This window comes from Clavibacter capsici, from assembly GCF_001280205.1.
Classification (GTDB): Bacteria; Actinomycetota; Actinomycetes; order Actinomycetales; family Microbacteriaceae; genus Clavibacter; species Clavibacter capsici.
On record NZ_CP012575.1, the window covers coordinates 109,360 to 126,203 of the forward strand.

Genomic DNA, 16,844 nt, shown 5'->3' on the forward strand with positions numbered 1-16,844 from the left:
TTTCGGCCAGCGCGCCATCGCCCGCCTCGGCGGCGTCCTCGTGCTCATCGGCATGGGCGCGGAGCTCGCGTTCCCGAGCATCGTCGGCACGATCGTCGGGTTCGGCGTGGCCGGCTTCGGCGTCGCGACCCTCATCCCCTCCGCGATGCAGGCCGCAGACGATCTCCCCGGCTTCGCACCCGGTGCCGGCCTGACAATCATCGGCTGGCTCCTACGCGTCGGGTTTCTGCTGTCACCACCGGTCGTCGGCGCCATCGCGGACGCCTCGTCGCTGCGCTACGGCCTGATCCTCGTCCCCGCGGCCGGCCTCCTCGTGCTCCTGTTCGCCCGGGTCCTCAGCACCCGCGCGACGTCCGGGAAGGCTCCGGGCGCATGACGACGTCCGCTGTCGACCCGTTCGCGACGGCCGCCCGGCTGCGAGCGATCGCCGTCGCCATCCTGGTGATCGGCGGCGCCGGATTTGTCCTCGGCGTCGTCCTCCACGTCGCCGACCAGCCGACAGCCGGGGCATGGATGATCGGCTCGATCGCGGGCATCACGTTCGGCACCGGCTTCCTCGCCGTCGCCCACGACGCATACCTCCGAGCTCGGCTGCACGGTGCTGCGACACCAGCAGCTCAGGACCACGGCTCGAGCTGAGTGGCTGTCCGGGTAGCCATCGCCTACCGAACACCGCCCGCGAGGCGAGGTAGGCGTTCGTGGCAATCTGCGGGAACCCAATCGCGCCGCGAGGGTTGATCATCAGTCGCCCGCGCAGCCGCCCGTTGAGTGTGTGCCATGGTGAGCGCATGACGAAGAGACCGGGCAAAGTGCAAGACCCAACTGGGCAACAGCGCTTCTCCGGCCAACCGACGACGAGGCAAGGCCTCGTCGTCATCGCGGCCGCGGCCCTAATTGCTTCCTTCGGTTCCGGCTTCCTCGGCCTAGAGCTCTTGCCCCAGGCCGTCGTCGTCTTCCTCGGCACGATCGTGCTGGGCATCGTAGGGACCATGATCGTTCGACGATCTAACCGTCGGCGCCGCTAGAGCCTCAGGTCCCCGGTCTGCTCTGCATTCGATCCGTCCGGTAGGGGATCCTTCGCCGGACGCCGCTTCTCCTCAGCGGTGGTCGTCGTGGTCGATGCGACGATGAGGTCATGGCGCCTGATGACGAACCAACTCTGGTCCCCGAGCTGCTGGTCACCGATCTCGACAGGAGTCTCACCTTCTGGTGCGATCTCTGCGGATTCGCGGTGCGCTACTCGCGCCCAGAGGAACGATTCGCTTACGTGACCCTCGGCTCGGCTCACGTGATGCTCGAGGAAGCGGGCGCAGGCCGCAACTGGGTGACCGGTCCGCTGGACCCGCCCTTGGGGCGTGGGATCAACTTCCAGGTCACGGTCCCTGACTCTCGGCGTGTTGCGGCGGCTCTTGAAGAAGCCGAGGTAGCCCTCTTTATGCCGGTAGAGATGAAGTGGTATCGGGTCGACGACGACCAGGAGGCCGGCGTGCAGCAGTTCGTCGTGACCGATCCCGACGGGTACCTCCTCCGGTTCCAGTCGCCGCTAGGACGCCGAGCAGTCGTCCGGTAGGGGATCCCCTAACGGACAGGGCCGGTGGCATCTTGGACTCGGCCGGCTGCCAGACTCATCCGGGTGATCGTCCTGCTCTCCGCTCCCACGAACCTCGGCTTGGAGCCGCCGCGACCGGGGTCCGTGCCGGGTGCCGCGAAGGCGCCGGAGGCCCTGCGCGAGGCCGGCCTCTTCCGGCGTCTCGCCGAGCTCGGCGCGCGCGACGGGGGAGTCGTGCTGCCGGGCCGGTACGTCGACGACGACGCGGACCGGCCGACCCATCGCGTGCGCAACGAGCAGGCCATGGTCGAGCACGCCCGGCGCCTCGCCGACCGCGTCGCGGACGTGCTGCGCGCAGGTGGTTCGCCGCTGGTGGTCGGTGGCGACTGCAGCGTCCTCCTCGGCGCCGGCGTCGCGATGGCGCGTCGCGGGGGAGCGGGACTCGTGCACGTCGACGGGCACACCGACTTCCGGAACCCCGGCAACAGCGATCGGTGCGCGAGCGTGGCGGGAGAGGACTTGGCCGTGGCCGTGGGCCGGCATCGGCAGGCGATCGCGGACATCGACGGGTGCGGGCCCTACTTCGCGGCAGCGCATGCGGCGCACGTCGGCTGCCGGGACGACGACGCCGAGATCGTCGAGGTGCGGTCCCTGCTGGGGTGCGTCGTCCCCGCGAGCGAGTGGCGCATCCTGGGCACGCAGGCGGTCGCCGACGCGGTGCTGCGCGTCGCGGACGTGTCCGGGTACTGGCTGCAGGTCGACGTCGACGTGCTCGACCCGGAGGTCATGCCCGCGGTGGACAGCCCGGATCCCGGCGGCTGCACCGCAGGCGAGCTCGTCGAGCTCCTGCGTGCGCTCGCTCCGCGCGCGGTCGGGGCCTCGGTCACGGTCTTCGACCCGGACCTCGACCCCGACGGGCGGCACGCGCGCCTGGTGAGCGACGTGGTGGTCGACGGCCTCAGTGGGCTCGGCTCGGCGCTCTAACGTCACTGTCCGGAGGGGGATCCGCTGCCGGAACGCGCTCGATTCTGTCCGTCGATGCGACGCGTAGGCCATGCGGAGCGCGACATCCCTCTACCGCTCGACCGTCCAGACCTCATACATACGCGCCTCGGCGCCTTCGAGGTAAGCGCCGTCGATCTCGAGCGCGGAGCGAAGGGCATCGTTCGGCAGCCGCATGCGGCTGATCAACTCGCCGTCCTCATAGGCAGGGCCGACACTCAACCACACCAGGTCTCCATCTGATTCGCTCACGCGCCGAGACTACTTGCGCGCCGAACTGTCCGGTCATCGGTGATCGACGCCCTCGACGGTTGGCCACCCCCAACGTCGGTCGATCAGCGAGAGGTTTGGATCCTGCGGCGTTCGGTCACTGACCCTCTACCGGAACGCCTCCCACGGCGGACGGGAGCTCAGCTGGGTAAGAGATAGACATCAGGGGCACGCGGAGTAGGTTGCGAGCATGCCGTTGAAGTCATCCTCTGACGTCCGTCGCCTCGACCTGCTTGGCGCTGTCATCGCGCACGTGGACGCCGGTGAGCCGCATGCTACGCCGGGCGCGCTAATGCGTGATTCAAGTGATGAGGACGAACGGCGAGCTCTTTCGACGGATGTGCGGGTTCTTCGCGACCTGGGTTATATGGACCTAGAGGAGCGTATGGCCGGAATGTGGTTGGCTAGGCCCTCTCAGGCGGGCCGCGATGCATGGAATGAGTTCGACGGGCTGCGTGGGAATCGACTCGAACGACAAAAAGCCCTACGAAATGTATACCTTCGTTGGCTCTACGAACTTGTCCACAATGGGCGTTATCCGCAGCCAGGCGAGTTCCTCGAGTCGGGCGTCAATTTTCTCGGCACCTCGTTTACCAAAGATGAAGAGGAGCGAGCGGCGGTGTGGCTGAAAGAGCGCGCTTTCATCCGCGGTCAGGGGTCCTGGGGGCACCCGGCGCCGATCCACCCAGAGGTTACTGCCAAGGGAGAGGACTACGTGGAGAACGACCGAGACGTGCATGCGGATCCTCGCGCAATCGGGGGTGGGGCGACGACGAATTTCAACGGTCCTACGCAGATCGCGTATGCCGGCCGGGATGCGAATATGGTGCAGAACAACCAGGGGATCGCTGACGAAGCCCGACACCTGGCTCAGGCTGTGCAGCAGCTCGCGACACTGGTAGATGGAGCGCAGGCGGACGCGTTAGTGAGTGCTGCACGTGATCTCGAAGAGGAAGCGGCGAGTGGCGCGCGTCCGACTCGCTTGCGAGCTATCGCCGAGGCGGCTCAGCAAGTGCTGGCCGGTGGCGCCGCAGGCGCCCTCGGCAACGTTGTTTCTGACCAAATTGGTGCGTTCATCGCGTCGCTACCCCTCTAGCTCGAAAGTGAAGTCCTCGCCGCTCGCGACAGCCTCGGCATACGCATCGGCGTCTGACTCGGCGAGTGTCAACCAATCGGGAAGGGCGCGAGGCAGGTCTGCGCGAACCACGTGCGAAGGCAACCCTGTGTGGGTCTCCCGAAAAGCCGCGTCGGCAATTTTAAGCTCTGCGCCCATGTCTCGGAGTACGCTCTCGAAGCCCGCATTATCAAAAGAAAATTGCGCCGTGGACGGACCCTAGCGCGTCATCGAAGAGGCATCCGTGCCAGGCACAGCATGAGTTCGAATGGGGGCAGCGCGGTCGGGGTGCGCTCGATGTTGGCAGATGTGTAGACGTGTCCCGCAAGCTGTCCAGACGCCGATCGTCCTCGCGTTCAGCGCGAGGGAGCGCCGGCGGCGAGCAGACACGTCGTCACATGACATAATAATTATTATCGGCTTGTCTACGTGGGTCGTGGATGGGGCTGCTAGGTGCCCGCGCGCGGCCTTATCTCCGTCACCAGCGGTATAAGTGCGAGCCGTCTGCCAGGCGCTCCGGCTCTCGGATGGTGGCTCCTGGTAGGTCGACAAGTTCGCCCCCACGGATCGTCACGCTGCCTCCCCGAGTGCCTCCGTTCTCAAGGCGTCCGGCCAGCGTCAGCGACCCTGCTACCTGCCCACTAGGGAGCACTTCGACGAGACCCTCGTCGTCGACCTGAACGCTTCCGTTCTGCCGGCCGTCGATGGCTACCGTCGCGGCGGCGGCGACGTGGAGAGAGCCGTTGAGCGTGCCGGAAATGACGGCGTGGCCGGCAGTCCGGATCGTCAACGATCCGTTGAGGGTTGCGCCGAGCGGAAGTGTGAAGGTACCGCTGTGCACGCATACAGGCGTCGAACTGGTGCCCTTCATCGTTCCAGAGCCGTCCACGACGCGGGTCGGGACTTCTGTTCTCGTACCGTCCTGAGCGATGTTGATGCTTGTCGGGTGGTGGTGATCCATGAGCGTGTCCTGTGCGTGTCGGTGGAGGGTTACAAGGCGTGGATGTAGGCGGCAGTGGCCTCAAGTCAATGTACGTCGAACGTGGCAACAAGGGCGTCCTGCCATGCATCAAGTGCCACATCTCTCCGAGCGTAAGGAGCGACACCGACGGGCGCCGTAGCCCGGCGGTCCGACAGGCTGCGGAGCGCCGTCTCGGTCGAGACCGTCTGTTCAGTCATCCAAGGGATCGCCGGCCCGGTATAGGGGTACGAAGTGCCGTTCGGGGGCTGGGAAAACCCGGGGTTAAGTGAGTAGTGCAGGAACAGACCAGACGGTTGGAATGAGGTTCGCGACTAAACCGAGCACAAGGCCGATCAAGACCAGAAGGGCGTCACTCCGGGTAATCTGTACGGCAGACGCGAACGCCACCAAGTTTGATTTGCCGTTCGTGAGCATTAGGACGTCCAGGTCGCGGAACGTCTTGTGGGCCAACCCTGCTGCGGCCAGACGCGCGTCGTACTCCGTGTCTAATCTTGATTCGGAGGCCGCTCGCTCGACCGAACCGTACTCCAATTTCTCCAAGAGCTTCCGCTCCGCCTCGTGCCACGCGAGAACGGTAGTTGCCGCCGCCGTCAACGTCCGCGCCTCATTGAACTCAGTTGTGGTTCGTCTGTAGATGCCACCAACGCCAATCAATGGGACCAGGAAGGCGGCGACGTGGAGACCTAAGACGGTCCAGGCAAGCTGCATGTCGTAAGCATATCGGGTCCGCTTCTCTGACTGCGTATCAGTGTCGGCACTGATCTCCGATAGGCGATGCGAGGATGGACTTCGTGGACGATGGTGGTTCGACCATTTGCGCTACATTCTCGTATCTGCTCTTTCCTCAGTATGGTCCTGCAGCTTCGGTCCGCTGCGAGACAAAGGACAACATATCGGAGGCAAGTTCACGAGTGAGAAGGAAACCGTTCGCGTATGGGGATCAGGCCAACCTGTCCTCCTCGCATTGGGACTTGGGCTTATCTGCCTCTCGGATCCCTCGAGCGCGACGGTGTTGCGTCCCGCGGTGGTTAGTTCATCGGATACATCTCCCGGAAACGCGCGTAGGCCTCGGGGTCCGTGGCTAGATCCATGGCGCGCTGTTGGCTACGAAGCGCTTCAATTTGAAGGTCGCCGTCTGACGTCTTGCTGCCGCCGATCAGTTCTGCGAGTCGTTGCGTCAGCGGACCCCCGATGCTTTGACGAAAATTGAAACCGAGGAGTTGCAAAATGTTGACCGTCTCTACGGAAAGTAGCGGCTTGAGCATGCGAATTTGGCTCTTGAACTGTGCGCCCTGGTCGGGGTTCTCCATTCCGTCAGCGAATTGCTCAAGCACGGGCACGATCGTTTCGGTGATGTAGTGGACGTCGCCGGGTGTGAGCTGCTGGGCCACCAGCTCCTGCTGGTAGGCCTGCGCGATGCGGGTCAGCTCGCTCTTGTCGGCGAGGAGCTCGGACACGATCTGTTCGAGAGCGGCGACTTGCTCGCCGGCTGACTTCGAGGCACGCATCGCGCTGATCTTGTCGGTGATCGCTGACGCGGAGTTTCGCGCGGCGCTTGCTGTCAGTTGCACGCCGAGGCTGGTGAGTTGTTGTGTGAAGTCGTCCATGTTATAAGCATGCCACCGGGTGGCTCTGCTCGGCTCTGTCAGATGCTCCCCGCCGACGCCCTCGACCGCGCCATCAGTCGTATTCGCGGGTACTTACGGGATCAGGAGTCGCCGGGTTCATCCACGTCGTTTTGTCGGCGGATGAAGGCGTCCATGTTCGGGACGGTGAAGCTGACGTATCCGCGTCGTTCGGGGTAGATGATGCCCTTCTCGATCAGGGACTGACGCACGGGGCTTAGGGACGCGGCGGGCTTGGCCAGGGCAGCGGCGATGGCGGACGTGCTGGCCGTGCTCCCGCCGAGCTCGGCGATCTGGCGGAGGTACTCGCGTTCGAGGGGTGTTGTGCGGTCCCATCGGGCGGGGAAGAAGCCTTGGTCGAGGTCGGCGTTGCCTTCCTCGATGCCGGCGATAGCGACTTGTGCGTCGATGTTGCGGTCTGGGGCGAGTTCCCATACGGCCTTGCCGTAGGTCTGGAGGAAGAACGGGTAGCCATTGGCGGCGCCGAGGATCTGTTGGAGGGCTTCGGGGGTGAACTTGGCGCCGAACTTCTCGGCGGGCTTGGATAGGGCGATGGCGGCGTCGGCGGGTGGAAGGGCGCCGACTTCTCGGATTGTGAACCGTTCGGCGTAAGAGCGGGATTCGGCCAGGGTGCGGCGCAGCGTGGAGAGACCGGCGCCGATGATGTAGAACGGCCAGTCGTTCTGTCCGGCTCGGTGCTGGACGGCGAGCAGGGCGGTGAGGAGGTCAGGGTCGAGGTCTTGCATCTCGTCGATGAAGATCGCGAACGCGCTGTTGTTCTTCCGTAGCGGCAGGGCGAGGTCGGAGACGAGTTCTTCGAGGTCGACCTCAATGAGGCCGGAGTTGGCTCGGTGAGGTGAGGGCTCGACACCGAGGGAGATGCCGCTGCCGGCGATGGTGGCTGAGAACGAGGTCACGCTCGACAGGGCTGTCTTCACCTCCTCGGCAGCGTGGCGGAAGCGCATCATCTTCCGTCCCGCCATCGCGATGCCCCTGGCGAGGGACTGCCTGGCGATCAGCTTCCCGGCCTCTCCCGGCCGGGCTTCCAGCTGGACGGTCACCCATCCGGCGCTCTCTACGATGTGCTGGAGCCTCAGCAGGAGGACGGTCTTGCCCACGCCGCGCAGCCCGTAGAGGATCAGTCCGCCGTCGTTGCGGCGGACGCGGCTGTGGGCGACCATCAGGTCGACGAGGTCGATCTCAGCCTGCCTGCCAACGAGCTCCGGCGGGGTGATGCCGGCACCGGGCCGGAACGGGTTGATCAGTGGGTCCACGCCAAGACTCTAGGGGAATCTAGTTGTATATGTCAGATTGACTAGATAGGCGTATAGATCTGCCGAATCGGTGACGCAGGCAGGGCTAGGCGGGTGCGAGTTCGTCGAGTCGGTTCTTGTGGATCTTCTGTCCGAGGAAGGAGCGGACGCGGGGCCAGCGTCCGTCGATCGGCTCGAGCTTCGCGGAGTCGCTCGTGTCGCAGGGCTCGCCCGGGGGTGCACTGCAGCCGAGGCAGGCGTGCTCCGTCACCGCTCGTGCATACAGCGCGCCGATGCTGGCCTTCTCGTCGGTGGTCAGGTGTCGCCAGCATGCGGGACCCGGTGCGTCCTGGGGCAGCGTGACGACGTGCACCTGGCAGTCGTTGCCTCGGCCGCAGAGGACCTGGGCGACCGCGTCGAGCTTGGCTCGAACGGCGGCTTCGGTGGCGCGGTTCTCGTCTAGCTGCTGCGCGTAGGGCCTACCCTCCCGGTTGCCGCCGGCCCTGACCTGCTCGATAAGGTCGCGCGGGGTCAGCTCGTCGGTCCAGCGCTTTCCACGTGGGGTGAGCTCGGGCACGAGCCAGTTGGCGGTGAGGATCTCCTCCGCGAAGCTCACCTCCAGGGCGATCTGCTCGAGGTGCTCCCGGAGTTGGAGGAGGTCGTGTATCGCGTATGGGCGTCGTAGTCGGTAGGCCGGGAAGAACTCACTCGACGCAGCTTCCAGCTGGTCGAGGGCGGCGTCCGTCGCGTCGGCGGCCGCCTGGAAGCGCGCGCTCAGCTCGTGCTGCGGAGCGGCTCCCCTCGTAGTCCGGTCTCCGGCGGATGTGGTCTTCTTTCGTCGACTGGCTCGGCCCATGCAGCGAGGGTGCCGAACGCGTCGTGGTCGCGCGGGTGACGATCAACAGGGGCCCGGAGGGGCTGGAGCTGTGCCCAGCAGTACAGTGCTCTCTTCGGGTTGCGCCTGGAGTCTGGTGAGGGAGAGCGATGTCGCTCTTGCTGCACGTGTACGTCTACCGCGAGGGTCGCTATTGGATCGTCGTCATCCCCGCGCTGGGCGCGGTCACGCAAGCGCGATCGACAGACGAGATCCGCGTCATGGCCCGGGATTGCGCGGCACTCCTCCTCGACATCCCGCTCGAGCGGGTTCGGATCGGTGCCGTGCGCCGGCTGTCCCGCGTCCAGGTACAGGCTCTGCCCCGACGGGAGCCCCTGGCGCAGATCGGTCCTGGTGGCAGGCGAGGATGGGGCAGGGGGTGGTGAGCGCATGGTGTTCCAGGGTGAGGTGCTGCCGGTGACGGAGATGATCCGTCTCGCCGAGGAGGGACCTGACGCGCCGGTGAACTCGGCGGGCGTGCTCCACACAGCCGCGGGCAACGCCCTGGACGCGGCCGAGCTCGTCTCAGATGGCCAGCCGCCGACGGCTGGGTGGCGCTTCGGCGTGCTGCAGACCCTCGACGACTACACGTCGACGTGCCGTCGTGGCGGTGCCGAGTTGGGGTCGGGCGTGTTCACGGATCCGCCGGCGCCGACAGGATCCGTCGAGCTCGACGCGGCGTTCGCGGCGCTGGCGGAGTACCTCGCTGAGCGGGACGGGTGGACTCCCCCGGCCTGGACTTCCGATGCGTGGCGTTCCGTGGCGCCGGCTGTGTGGTGGGCGTCGACGCCGAGCATCCACCGCGAGATCGCGCTCGAGGAGAGCCCGCGTCCGTTCCGTAAGCGTGGCATCTGGATCACGCTGAGCGGCCTCGCGCGGGCGTGAGCTCAGCCTCTACCACCGCCCGTTGTCGGGCTCCTCGGTTACGATTTCGAGATGGTCCGAAATAGGCGCGAGGGTTCCGACTCCCGGTGCTGTCAGCCGAGCCCTGCTGGGTACGTCTGGCGCGACTATCGCGACAACGCCCATGCGTCGGTGGTGGCGTTTGAGGCCTGGTTCAGCACGCTCACTCCATGGGCACGAGCCCACGAAGAGGGCGTGCTCGAGGACCTCATGGAGGCGGCTGCGCGGGGCGAGCTCAAAGACTCCGGGGACGCGACGACTCCGATCAAGCCCATCGCCTTAGATCCGGAGATCTTCGAGCTCCGCCACAAGGCCCTGAGCAAGGCGCTGCGGTTCTACCACGGAGAGCCGGCACACATGAGCACGATCCTCGTGCACCTGCATGCCCACATCAAGACAACTGCCGCCGCTCAGCAGGCCGAGATCGAGTTCGCTGCGGATCGCTTCGACGCGGGCCGTCGCTCGTCTTGGGTGTAGAACTCGATTACACAACTTGGAGGTTGTGGCCGTAGGCTCCATCTCATGTCCCTGCTCCAGACGATGACGTCGCCTCTCGCTCTTCGCAAGGCCAAGGCCCGCGCCAAGTTGCTCGCACGTGAAGATCGCCTCCTCAAGGCTGACCTCGTGCGCATGCGCCAGGAAGCCGGCCTCACGCAAGCGATGGTCGGCGAGCTCATGGGCACGAGCCAGCAGGCGGTCAACAAGATCGAGCGCTACGACTCCGACCCCAAGCTCTCGACCCTCCGCCGCTACGCCAATGCAGTCGGCGCACTGGTGGAGCACCGTGCTACCCCGGACGTCGGCCAGTCCCTCAGCGCCGCCTCTGCCACCCGCTGGGAGAACCTGTCCGGCGTCACTTCCGCGACCTTTGCCACCGAGCTGGTGGTCCGCTCGGTGACTATGGCGGGCTGGATGGGCTCCAAGTCCGCCCACCTTCGCGTCCCGACGCGCGCAGCCTGACACCGCCATGGCTGATCTGTCGCCGAAGGACGTAGAGCTCATCCACGCTCTCCTCGCCAGCTCGAAGCTGGAGTCGGTCGAGTGCCACGAGATGTCGGCATACCGAAACGATGAACCTCCAGAGCCGGACGCTCCGGAGGAGGGCACCGTCAACATCGCCGCTCAGTACAGGTACGACGACGGTAGCTTCGGGGTACGCCTCATCGCTCATGTCACGATCCCGGTCGGCAAGATCACGGTCAGCATGGCCGGCGAGTACTCCATCGCAGACGAGTACTCCCCCTCGACGCGAACCGTCCAGCAGTTCTGCAACGAAGTGGCCATCATGTCTCTCTTCCCCTACCTCCGAGAAGCGGTCTCGACGGTCTCCGGGCGCGTGTTCGGCAAGCCCCTGTACTTGCCCATGGTCGACCGCGGCGAGATTACGCTCGACGTCCAGGACGTTCCCGCCTGAGCCTGCCCTCCGTGCCGTCCGGGCTCGTCGGATCGGCGCTCGGGTCGCAGCATGGGAAGGCGTCTCTCCCAGGCGCGGGACCTCCACAACCCGTACAATTACAGGTGAGCAGGGGGTCCTATGAGCACCAAGATCACGCAGCGCAGCGCGCCGACGGCTGACGTCGAGCAGGGCATGGCGCTTGTCGAGAAGGCGCAGCAGCTCGCCGGTCACTTCCCGGACGCCGAGGCACTCGGTCGTGCCCGTCGCGTCCTCGAGGGAACGATGACCGAGGACGAGGCGCGCGCGGAGGTCGCGGCGAAGTACGGGTTTTCCGTCCGCCAGCGCTGAGCGCCGGCGTCGCCCTGACGATCCCATGAGCGTCGACGACAAGTACACGTACCCGGGCAGCGGCGGCGTCCTCATCAACGCAGCGGGCATCCGCGACCACGCGCAGCTCGACGCGGCCATGAACGACGTCGCGTCGTTCGTGCTTGCGAAGATCTACACCGAGCCTGCCCCGGAGCGACTTGACCTCGAGTACCTCCGCGGCATCCACGTGCGCATGTTCGGGGATCTCCTCCCGGCGATCGCGGGTCGGATCCGCGACGTCGACGTCCAGGCGACGGGGACCGGGATCCCGTACTGCAGGCCGGACTTCATCGAGGCCAACCTCGACACACTGTTCCGCAAGCTCGAGCGCGAGGACTACCTCACCGGCCTCGACGCCGACACCTTCACCGAGCGTCTCGCTGACCGCTGGGGCGAGCTCTCGGCGATCCATCCGTGGCGTGACGGCAACACCCGCAGCCAGTCCATGTTCGTGGCCGTGCTCGCGCAGCGGGCCGGCCGTCCGATCGACTGGGCGAGCATCGACGTCGACGAGCTCCGCCACCACCGCCTACAGGCGATCGCCGGCACCGACCGTCCTCTCGCCGCATACCTCCGGGCGCACCTGATCGACTCCGCGCCCACCAGAGGCCCCGAGGGCTCGCCGCCGCTCGGCGCCGCGCGCGCCGCTGACCGGCGCAACGAGCCGGCCCGCGACTGCGACGAGACGGCCTACAGCCGCCGCGAGCTCGCCGAGCGCGAGATGCTCCGCGCGGCCGGCATCGACCCCAACGATCGCAGCACGCCGCATCGCGACTTGTCGACGATCGCGCGATCCCCTGAGCCTCCTCGTGCTCGAGGGGACGAAGGCCGCGAGCGATAGCAGGCAGGCCGCAGGTCGACGCGCACTGGCTGGAGCGTCCTGGCCATGTCCCGCGCCCTGCTGGGTGTGCCAGTGAGCCAGCACACCCACCAGGGCCTACGTCCCTGGGACCGCGAGGACGAGGCCTATCTCCGCGAAGACGACGTGCGCGTCGGTAGGCACCGTGGTCACGAACCAGGGCTCCCCGACTACCTCACCGCGGCGTAGCTCCCATCGGTTCCCGAAGCCGCGCTTGACGTCAGTGGGCTCCTCGCCGCGGAGGCCGACGAGCGCCTCCATGTGCAGCGTGGCGTCGGCGTTGGGCCACGCGCGTCCGGTGGTGGGGAGTGTGAGCGTGAAGGCGAGGACGTCGGCCGCGTCGGGATCGAGATCCCGAGCGCGCACGACCGTGACCTTGTCGACGGCGACCCAGGTGATGGGTCCGCGGCCGATCTCCACGCTGAAGTCGTGGCCGGTGAGGTCCCTGCAGGGGCGTGGATACGTCATCAGCGCAGTGTCCGTCGGAGGCCCTCGGACAGCTGCTTGGTGACCTCTCCGAGCACGCCGGCGCCGAACATCTGCGCCGACCAGAACGCCCGCTCGTCGCCGTCGTACGGGCAGATGTAGACCAGGACGGTGTCCGGGCCGTCGAACTTGACGACCTCGAGGAGTGCGCGCTGCTGCAGAGGGCCGGCAGGCGATACCTGCTCGGAGGCGCGGACAGTAAGAAGTTGCCCGTCGTAGGTGACTGTCAGAGGGTCTTTTCGAATGCGGTTGACAAGGTCGTCCGTGAGTATGTATTCCATACCTGCACGATATGCAATGCGGGTCGGGCCGGGAATCCCTCAAACGAGGGTGTTCACTTCGGGGTGGATTCGTCGGGTGGGCTGTCTCAGGTGTGCGTGGGTGATGCTCGGGTGGAGCCGCGATGCGGCGCTGTTGGTCTGATCTGTGCCGCTGCGCGGCGCTGTCTGTCTCATCTGAGCCGCTGCGCGGCGCCCCTCTCTGGGCCCTACGGGCCCGTTTTTTGGCCGTGAAGCCTTCGGCGGCTCGGTCGCTGCGCTCCCTCGTAGCCACCTGCGGGCTCCGCGCAAGCGGCTGCGCCGCCGGCTCCTCCGAGATTTTCGGGACGCGGTCCCAAGCTCCCTTATTTCGCCCCGAAATTCTCTCCCCCGCCGCCCTACGGGTTGCACTACGCCCTCCGGTCGCTAAGGCGTAAAAACGCCTTCACGGCAAAAAAACGAGTGGAAGAGAGAACACACGTGACGATTACCGAGAACACCACCAGCCCCGTCGGGGTCATCGAGTACCTGGACCCGAATGCGCTCATCATCGAGGAGAACGTGCGTCCCAGCGCGGACCTCGACCGTGAGTTCGTGCAGAGCATCAAGGCGAACGGCGTCCTGACGCCGGTCCGTGCTCGCCGAGACGGCGAGGGGCGTGTGCTTGTCCGGGCCGGACAGCGCCGCACCCTCGCCGCGCGGGAGGTCGGCCTGGCGACGATGCCCGTTCACATCATCGAGGGCGACGAGGCCACCACCGAGCGGATCGTGCAGCAGCTCGTCGAGAACGACCAGCGCCTGGCGCTCACGGACGCGGAGCGCACGGTCGCGTTCAAGCAGCTGCAGTTCGAGGGGCTGAGCGCCACGGCGATCTCCAAGCGCACCGGCACCGGGGCGAGGACCGTCAAGAAGACGCTCGCGGTCGCGAACACGCCCTCCGCGGCCGCGGCGCTCACCGACCACCAGCTGACCCTCGACCAGGCCGCCGCGCTCGTCGAGTTCGACGAGTACCCGAAGGTCCAGGCTCGCCTCATCGAGACCGTGCGAACGAATCCCGGTCGGTTCGCCCATGAGCTGCGGTTCGCGCAAAACGAGCTGGCCCGGAAGAAGGCGGTCCAGGCCGTGATCGTGGACCACGAGAGCCGCGGCTACGTGATCGTGGATCCGGAGAAGCCGGAGCACGCCGGGTTCGTGCCCGTTCGCGACCTGGTGACGGCGGACGGCGGTGACGCGCTCCTGACCGCGGAGAAGATGGACACCCTCGACGGTCTCGGCGTCCGGGTGATCGCGTACCTGCGCGACCCTGAGCCGGTGTACTACCTCCGTGACCCCGAGGCCGTCGGCTACCGCCGCGACGAGACCACCGCAACGGCCACGAGCGCGGGCTGCATGTCGGAGGAGCAGAAGGCCGAGCAGAAGGCCGAACGTCGCAGGGTCATCGCCAACAACAAGGCATGGGACTCCGCTGAGAGCGTGCGGCGCGAGTTCGTGGCCGCGCTCGTGAAGCGACGGGCGCTCCCGAAGGACGCCGCCAGCGTCATCGCGGCCGGGCTCACCACCCACCGCTACGAGGTCGGCCGCGCCATGCAGGTCGGCAGCGCGCTCGCGCACGAGTTCCTCGGTGTCGAGTGTGAGCGCGGCTACTACAGCGACTCCCTCGGGCAGTACGCCGCGGCCACGCCCACGAAGGCGCAGCACGTCGCCCTCGCCGTGGTCCTCGGCGGCATCGAGGCGTCCATGAGCCGCGAGTCGTGGCGGAACCCGGACGCCACGGCGGCCGCCTACCTCCGGCAGCTCGTCACATGGGGGTACAACCTCAGCGTGGTCGAGCAGATCATCACCGACCTGGACGAGAAGCGCCGCGCGGACCGCGACACCGTTAACGCAGCCGACGCGTCCGAGAAGGACGCCCCCGAGCCCGAGACGGACATGGTGGGGCCCGCATTGGACACGGCGGCCGTCGAGGACCGCCCCGAGCCCCTCGCCGCGGATCCCGCCGACCCAGAGGTCGACCCGGCCGAGGCCGCGTAGCCGCAGCGGGGTGCTCCCACCCGGGAGCGCCCGCCCGCCGGGCACCACGGCCGCCCCGCCCGCCGGGCACCACGGCCGCCCCGCCCGCCCGGCACCACGGCCGCCGCGGGCGCCCGGCGAGGGGAGATCCCCTCGCGCTCCCCCGCCTCCGACACCACTATCACGCGCGGACGCGCTGCTCGACACCTGGTGAAGCACGTGCGTACTTGCCAGTACGCCCGCCCGAAATGCGCCGCCATGACCTATTCGTCGTCAGGTCTATTAATATTCTCGTCCAAGAGGTAAGTAGCATCTTTCTCGAATATTGTCCGAAACAGCTCTTGGTAAAGTGCTACATTGGCATCCGGCATGCTCCATTCGCCCGGAAAGATGGGAACGTCATTCATCGGCCAAATGAGCTGGGTGTCATCTTGGTACTCATGGAGCATCCTTCGCAGACCCCGATTGATTGCCTCACTATCGGTGTAGGAGACGATGACCATCATGTTGAAGATACGTAGGGTGCACAGCATGGCGCGGACGCTGCTCGGCGGTTCCGTCTCGTAGCCGATCTCCTTCGCCCAGTGCCCAGTTGCAAGGCCCCAATTCTCAGTAACCCCCACGGCCACTGTCCAGCCCTCAGGAAGCACCTCACCAGCCATAATGTCCGCTCGATGGGAATCGGGATACAAAGTGGCAGTTCTATTTTCCCAGATGCCTCGCATCATTGCGGTCTTTATGGCCCAGCGAGTGAATGCTTGTGCGCTCCAGGCGTCTAAAATAACATTGTTGTTAGTGCTAATACCCATAATGAAGTACTTGAGGTAGTTTTCAAGTGCGCTCATCCATTCATTGTTGCACGGCGCACACACAACCTTCACGCGCTGCCTCAGGAACGGCTCATTGAGAAATGTCTCGGTCGAGACGACTTCGCCGTCAGCAGCTAAGACCTTCTTGCGAAGTCGGTTGGTCTCCCCTGGCTGCGGCCCGAGTAGCTTATAAAGCCAGTCCGGGAGAATATGTTCACGCGTAAGGGGTCGTCCGTCGCAGAAGAAGCAGGCGGGTGTTTCTTGTTTCGGTTGTTTGGGCAAAACGTGTCCTTCGGTGCGTCACGTCTAAGTAAATAAGTCGGGTAGGTCAAGCATGCCTCCTCTTCTCCGACAGCGAGAGCTAAGTTCTTCGCTCTGCTACCCCCAATCGAGGGTGCACAGCGCTTCACCCGGCCCGCGCGGTCGCTGCACGACGGGCGGCTCGCGAACCTGCTGAAACGCGACGAACGCCTAGGTAAGGAGCCCGACAAGGACGGCGAATAGCGGCTGCACGCCGTCGATGACGCGTATGGCCGTCCGCGAGCGGATCTACACGATCGCGACCACCACGGCGGCGAGCGGGCGGCCAGCACGGCCGCGTGGATCAGCTGCGCTCTCCCAGGACCGCGGCGATGCCATCCATGAGCGTGCGCGACCCCCACCCGAGCAGGCCGACGTCGAACATCCGCGCCGTGAAGAAGAGCCGTTGGTCCACGGAGTCTCGGGCGATGTACGCCACCACGTCGCCGCCGTGCACCACCTCGAGCTCCGCGTGCCGGTCGTACCGCTCGAACTGCTCGAGGCGGGACACCCGCGCCGACGCCTGCACCACGAGCGCGAGGCCGCGGTACGCCACGTGCACTGGCTCCTCGCGGATCCGCTGCACCTGGTCGTCCGTCATGAGGTAGTCCACGCCGACGACCATACGGCCGCCGGCGCCACCGGCCGCTGCCCGCGTCGACGCCGTGGACTCCCCCGTCGACGCCGCCCTGTGGAGGGACCGGTGGTGCGCCGCGTGGCGCCGCGCGCGGCTCGGCCGCGCTGGTCGCTGCGCTCCATCGGAGCCGCTGCGCGGCACAACTACGG

22 protein-coding genes and 1 pseudogene are annotated in these 16,844 nt (G+C 66.3%); 13 read left to right on the top strand and 10 right to left on the bottom strand.

Going from position 1 to position 16,844, the window contains the following annotated elements; all coding sequences use genetic code 11:
* Nucleotide 1 precedes the first annotated feature (1 nt).
* The 5 genes and pseudogenes from AES38_RS15170 to AES38_RS15190 all read left to right on the top strand — a co-directional run.
* Nucleotides 2-376: pseudogene (locus AES38_RS15170) on the top strand (MFS transporter); the annotation flags it as partial.
* On the top strand, nt 373-639 hold the full coding sequence (locus tag AES38_RS15175; RefSeq protein WP_053775954.1) for a hypothetical protein: 267 nt from the start codon (nt 373-375) through the stop codon (nt 637-639). The pseudogene AES38_RS15170 and the gene AES38_RS15175, both read left to right, overlap by 4 nt.
* Before the next feature lie 149 nt (nt 640-788).
* The gene (locus AES38_RS15180) at nt 789-1,025 is read left to right on the top strand and encodes a hypothetical protein (protein WP_157883592.1); all 237 of its coding nucleotides are present in this window, start codon (nt 789-791) and stop codon (nt 1,023-1,025) included.
* A 110-nt stretch (nt 1,026-1,135) separates the two neighbouring features.
* A complete protein-coding gene (locus AES38_RS15185; RefSeq protein ID WP_053775956.1) occupies nt 1,136-1,570 on the top strand; it encodes a VOC family protein in 435 nt (144 codons plus the stop codon).
* A 63-nt stretch (nt 1,571-1,633) separates the two neighbouring features.
* Nucleotides 1,634-2,533: an arginase family protein gene (locus AES38_RS15190; protein WP_081001944.1), complete on the top strand. Its 900-nt coding sequence runs from the start codon at nt 1,634-1,636 to the stop codon at nt 2,531-2,533.
* Nucleotides 2,534-2,623: 90 nt separating this feature from the next.
* Here the strand turns inward: AES38_RS15190 and AES38_RS15970 are convergent, their stop codons facing one another.
* A complete protein-coding gene (locus AES38_RS15970; RefSeq protein WP_157883593.1) occupies nt 2,624-2,803 on the bottom strand; it encodes a hypothetical protein in 180 nt (59 codons plus the stop codon).
* A gap of 208 nt (nt 2,804-3,011) precedes the next feature.
* On the opposite strand from AES38_RS15970, the gene AES38_RS15975 reads away from it, so the two are divergent.
* Complete coding sequence (locus AES38_RS15975) at nt 3,012-3,917, top strand: hypothetical protein (RefSeq protein WP_157883594.1); 906 nt, start codon at nt 3,012-3,014, stop codon at nt 3,915-3,917.
* Nucleotides 3,918-4,413: 496 nt separating this feature from the next.
* Here AES38_RS15975 and AES38_RS15980 read toward each other — a convergent pair whose 3' ends face one another.
* The 5 genes from AES38_RS15980 to AES38_RS15215 all read right to left on the bottom strand — a co-directional run bounded on the left by AES38_RS15980 (nt 4,414) and on the right by AES38_RS15215 (nt 8,651).
* Nucleotides 4,414-4,896, bottom strand: coding sequence for a bactofilin family protein (locus AES38_RS15980; RefSeq protein ID WP_157883595.1), 483 nt, complete (start codon nt 4,894-4,896; stop codon nt 4,414-4,416).
* Nucleotides 4,897-5,178: 282 nt separating this feature from the next.
* A complete protein-coding gene (locus AES38_RS15200; RefSeq protein WP_053775958.1) occupies nt 5,179-5,625 on the bottom strand; it encodes a hypothetical protein in 447 nt (148 codons plus the stop codon).
* A gap of 320 nt (nt 5,626-5,945) precedes the next feature.
* On the bottom strand, nt 5,946-6,524 hold the full coding sequence (locus AES38_RS15205) for a hypothetical protein (RefSeq protein ID WP_053775959.1): 579 nt from the start codon (nt 6,522-6,524) through the stop codon (nt 5,946-5,948).
* A 101-nt stretch (nt 6,525-6,625) separates the two neighbouring features.
* Nucleotides 6,626-7,816, bottom strand: coding sequence for an ATP-binding protein (locus AES38_RS15210; RefSeq protein WP_053775960.1), 1,191 nt, complete (start codon nt 7,814-7,816; stop codon nt 6,626-6,628).
* A gap of 85 nt (nt 7,817-7,901) precedes the next feature.
* Complete coding sequence (locus AES38_RS15215; RefSeq protein ID WP_053775961.1) at nt 7,902-8,651, bottom strand: hypothetical protein; 750 nt, start codon at nt 8,649-8,651, stop codon at nt 7,902-7,904.
* Nucleotides 8,652-9,023: 372 nt separating this feature from the next.
* Between AES38_RS15215 and AES38_RS15225 the strand changes: the two genes are divergently transcribed.
* The 6 genes from AES38_RS15225 (at nt 9,024) to AES38_RS15250 (ending at nt 12,178) form a co-directional block, all read left to right on the top strand.
* The gene (locus tag AES38_RS15225; RefSeq protein ID WP_244629296.1) at nt 9,024-9,554 is read left to right on the top strand and encodes a hypothetical protein; all 531 of its coding nucleotides are present in this window, start codon (nt 9,024-9,026) and stop codon (nt 9,552-9,554) included.
* 213 nt (nt 9,555-9,767) lie between these two features.
* Nucleotides 9,768-10,049: a hypothetical protein gene (locus tag AES38_RS16445; protein ID WP_244629297.1), complete on the top strand. Its 282-nt coding sequence runs from the start codon at nt 9,768-9,770 to the stop codon at nt 10,047-10,049.
* A 45-nt stretch (nt 10,050-10,094) separates the two neighbouring features.
* A complete protein-coding gene (locus AES38_RS15580) occupies nt 10,095-10,532 on the top strand; it encodes a helix-turn-helix domain-containing protein (protein WP_244629298.1) in 438 nt (145 codons plus the stop codon).
* A 7-nt stretch (nt 10,533-10,539) separates the two neighbouring features.
* Nucleotides 10,540-10,986 carry a hypothetical protein gene (locus tag AES38_RS15240; protein ID WP_053775965.1) on the top strand — a complete coding sequence of 149 codons (447 nt, stop codon included), beginning with the start codon at nt 10,540-10,542 and terminating at the stop codon, nt 10,984-10,986.
* Between the two features lie 120 nt (nt 10,987-11,106).
* The gene (locus AES38_RS15245; RefSeq protein WP_053775966.1) at nt 11,107-11,316 is read left to right on the top strand and encodes a hypothetical protein; all 210 of its coding nucleotides are present in this window, start codon (nt 11,107-11,109) and stop codon (nt 11,314-11,316) included.
* A 25-nt stretch (nt 11,317-11,341) separates the two neighbouring features.
* Complete coding sequence (locus tag AES38_RS15250; protein ID WP_053775967.1) at nt 11,342-12,178, top strand: Fic/DOC family protein; 837 nt, start codon at nt 11,342-11,344, stop codon at nt 12,176-12,178.
* 96 nt (nt 12,179-12,274) lie between these two features.
* Here AES38_RS15250 and AES38_RS15255 read toward each other — a convergent pair whose 3' ends face one another.
* Together AES38_RS15255 and AES38_RS15260 are read right to left on the bottom strand one after the other, a co-directional pair.
* Complete coding sequence (locus AES38_RS15255) at nt 12,275-12,664, bottom strand: hypothetical protein (RefSeq protein ID WP_072174733.1); 390 nt, start codon at nt 12,662-12,664, stop codon at nt 12,275-12,277.
* Nucleotides 12,664-12,963 (bottom strand): hypothetical protein, encoded by a 300-nt coding sequence (locus AES38_RS15260; protein ID WP_053775969.1) that lies wholly within the window; start codon nt 12,961-12,963, stop codon nt 12,664-12,666. Before AES38_RS15260 ends, AES38_RS15255 begins: the two co-directional genes overlap by 1 nt.
* A gap of 456 nt (nt 12,964-13,419) precedes the next feature.
* On the opposite strand from AES38_RS15260, the gene AES38_RS15265 reads away from it, so the two are divergent.
* Nucleotides 13,420-14,970, top strand: coding sequence for a ParB/RepB/Spo0J family partition protein (locus AES38_RS15265; RefSeq protein WP_053775970.1), 1,551 nt, complete (start codon nt 13,420-13,422; stop codon nt 14,968-14,970).
* A gap of 242 nt (nt 14,971-15,212) precedes the next feature.
* Here the strand turns inward: AES38_RS15265 and AES38_RS15270 are convergent, their stop codons facing one another.
* Nucleotides 15,213-15,794 (bottom strand): hypothetical protein, encoded by a 582-nt coding sequence (locus AES38_RS15270; RefSeq protein WP_157883596.1) that lies wholly within the window; start codon nt 15,792-15,794, stop codon nt 15,213-15,215.
* Nucleotides 15,795-16,362: 568 nt separating this feature from the next.
* On the bottom strand, nt 16,363-16,671 hold the full coding sequence (locus AES38_RS15275; RefSeq protein WP_244629299.1) for a hypothetical protein: 309 nt from the start codon (nt 16,669-16,671) through the stop codon (nt 16,363-16,365).
* Between the last annotated feature and the right edge of the window lie 173 nt (nt 16,672-16,844).

Bases quoted from the DNA above. Each gene is read 5' to 3' on its own strand.
- AES38_RS15175 (WP_053775954.1), top strand. From the start codon at position 373: ATGACGACGTCCGCTGTCGACCCGTTCGCGACGGCCGCCCGGCTGCGA.
- AES38_RS15180 (WP_157883592.1), top strand. From the start codon at position 789: ATGACGAAGAGACCGGGCAAAGTGCAAGACCCAACTGGGCAACAGCGC.
- AES38_RS15185 (WP_053775956.1), top strand. From the start codon at position 1,136: ATGGCGCCTGATGACGAACCAACTCTGGTCCCCGAGCTGCTGGTCACC.
- AES38_RS15975 (WP_157883594.1), top strand. From the start codon at position 3,012: ATGCCGTTGAAGTCATCCTCTGACGTCCGTCGCCTCGACCTGCTTGGC.
- AES38_RS15980 (WP_157883595.1), bottom strand. From the start codon at position 4,896: ATGGATCACCACCACCCGACAAGCATCAACATCGCTCAGGACGGTACG.
- AES38_RS15200 (WP_053775958.1), bottom strand. From the start codon at position 5,625: ATGCAGCTTGCCTGGACCGTCTTAGGTCTCCACGTCGCCGCCTTCCTG.
- AES38_RS15205 (WP_053775959.1), bottom strand. From the start codon at position 6,524: ATGGACGACTTCACACAACAACTCACCAGCCTCGGCGTGCAACTGACA.
- AES38_RS15215 (WP_053775961.1), bottom strand. From the start codon at position 8,651: ATGGGCCGAGCCAGTCGACGAAAGAAGACCACATCCGCCGGAGACCGG.
- AES38_RS15580 (WP_244629298.1), top strand. From the start codon at position 10,095: ATGTCCCTGCTCCAGACGATGACGTCGCCTCTCGCTCTTCGCAAGGCC.
- AES38_RS15240 (WP_053775965.1), top strand. From the start codon at position 10,540: ATGGCTGATCTGTCGCCGAAGGACGTAGAGCTCATCCACGCTCTCCTC.
- AES38_RS15245 (WP_053775966.1), top strand. From the start codon at position 11,107: ATGAGCACCAAGATCACGCAGCGCAGCGCGCCGACGGCTGACGTCGAG.
- AES38_RS15250 (WP_053775967.1), top strand. From the start codon at position 11,342: ATGAGCGTCGACGACAAGTACACGTACCCGGGCAGCGGCGGCGTCCTC.
- AES38_RS15255 (WP_072174733.1), bottom strand. From the start codon at position 12,664: ATGACGTATCCACGCCCCTGCAGGGACCTCACCGGCCACGACTTCAGC.
- AES38_RS15260 (WP_053775969.1), bottom strand. From the start codon at position 12,963: ATGGAATACATACTCACGGACGACCTTGTCAACCGCATTCGAAAAGAC.
- AES38_RS15270 (WP_157883596.1), bottom strand. From the start codon at position 15,794: ATGAGCGCACTTGAAAACTACCTCAAGTACTTCATTATGGGTATTAGC.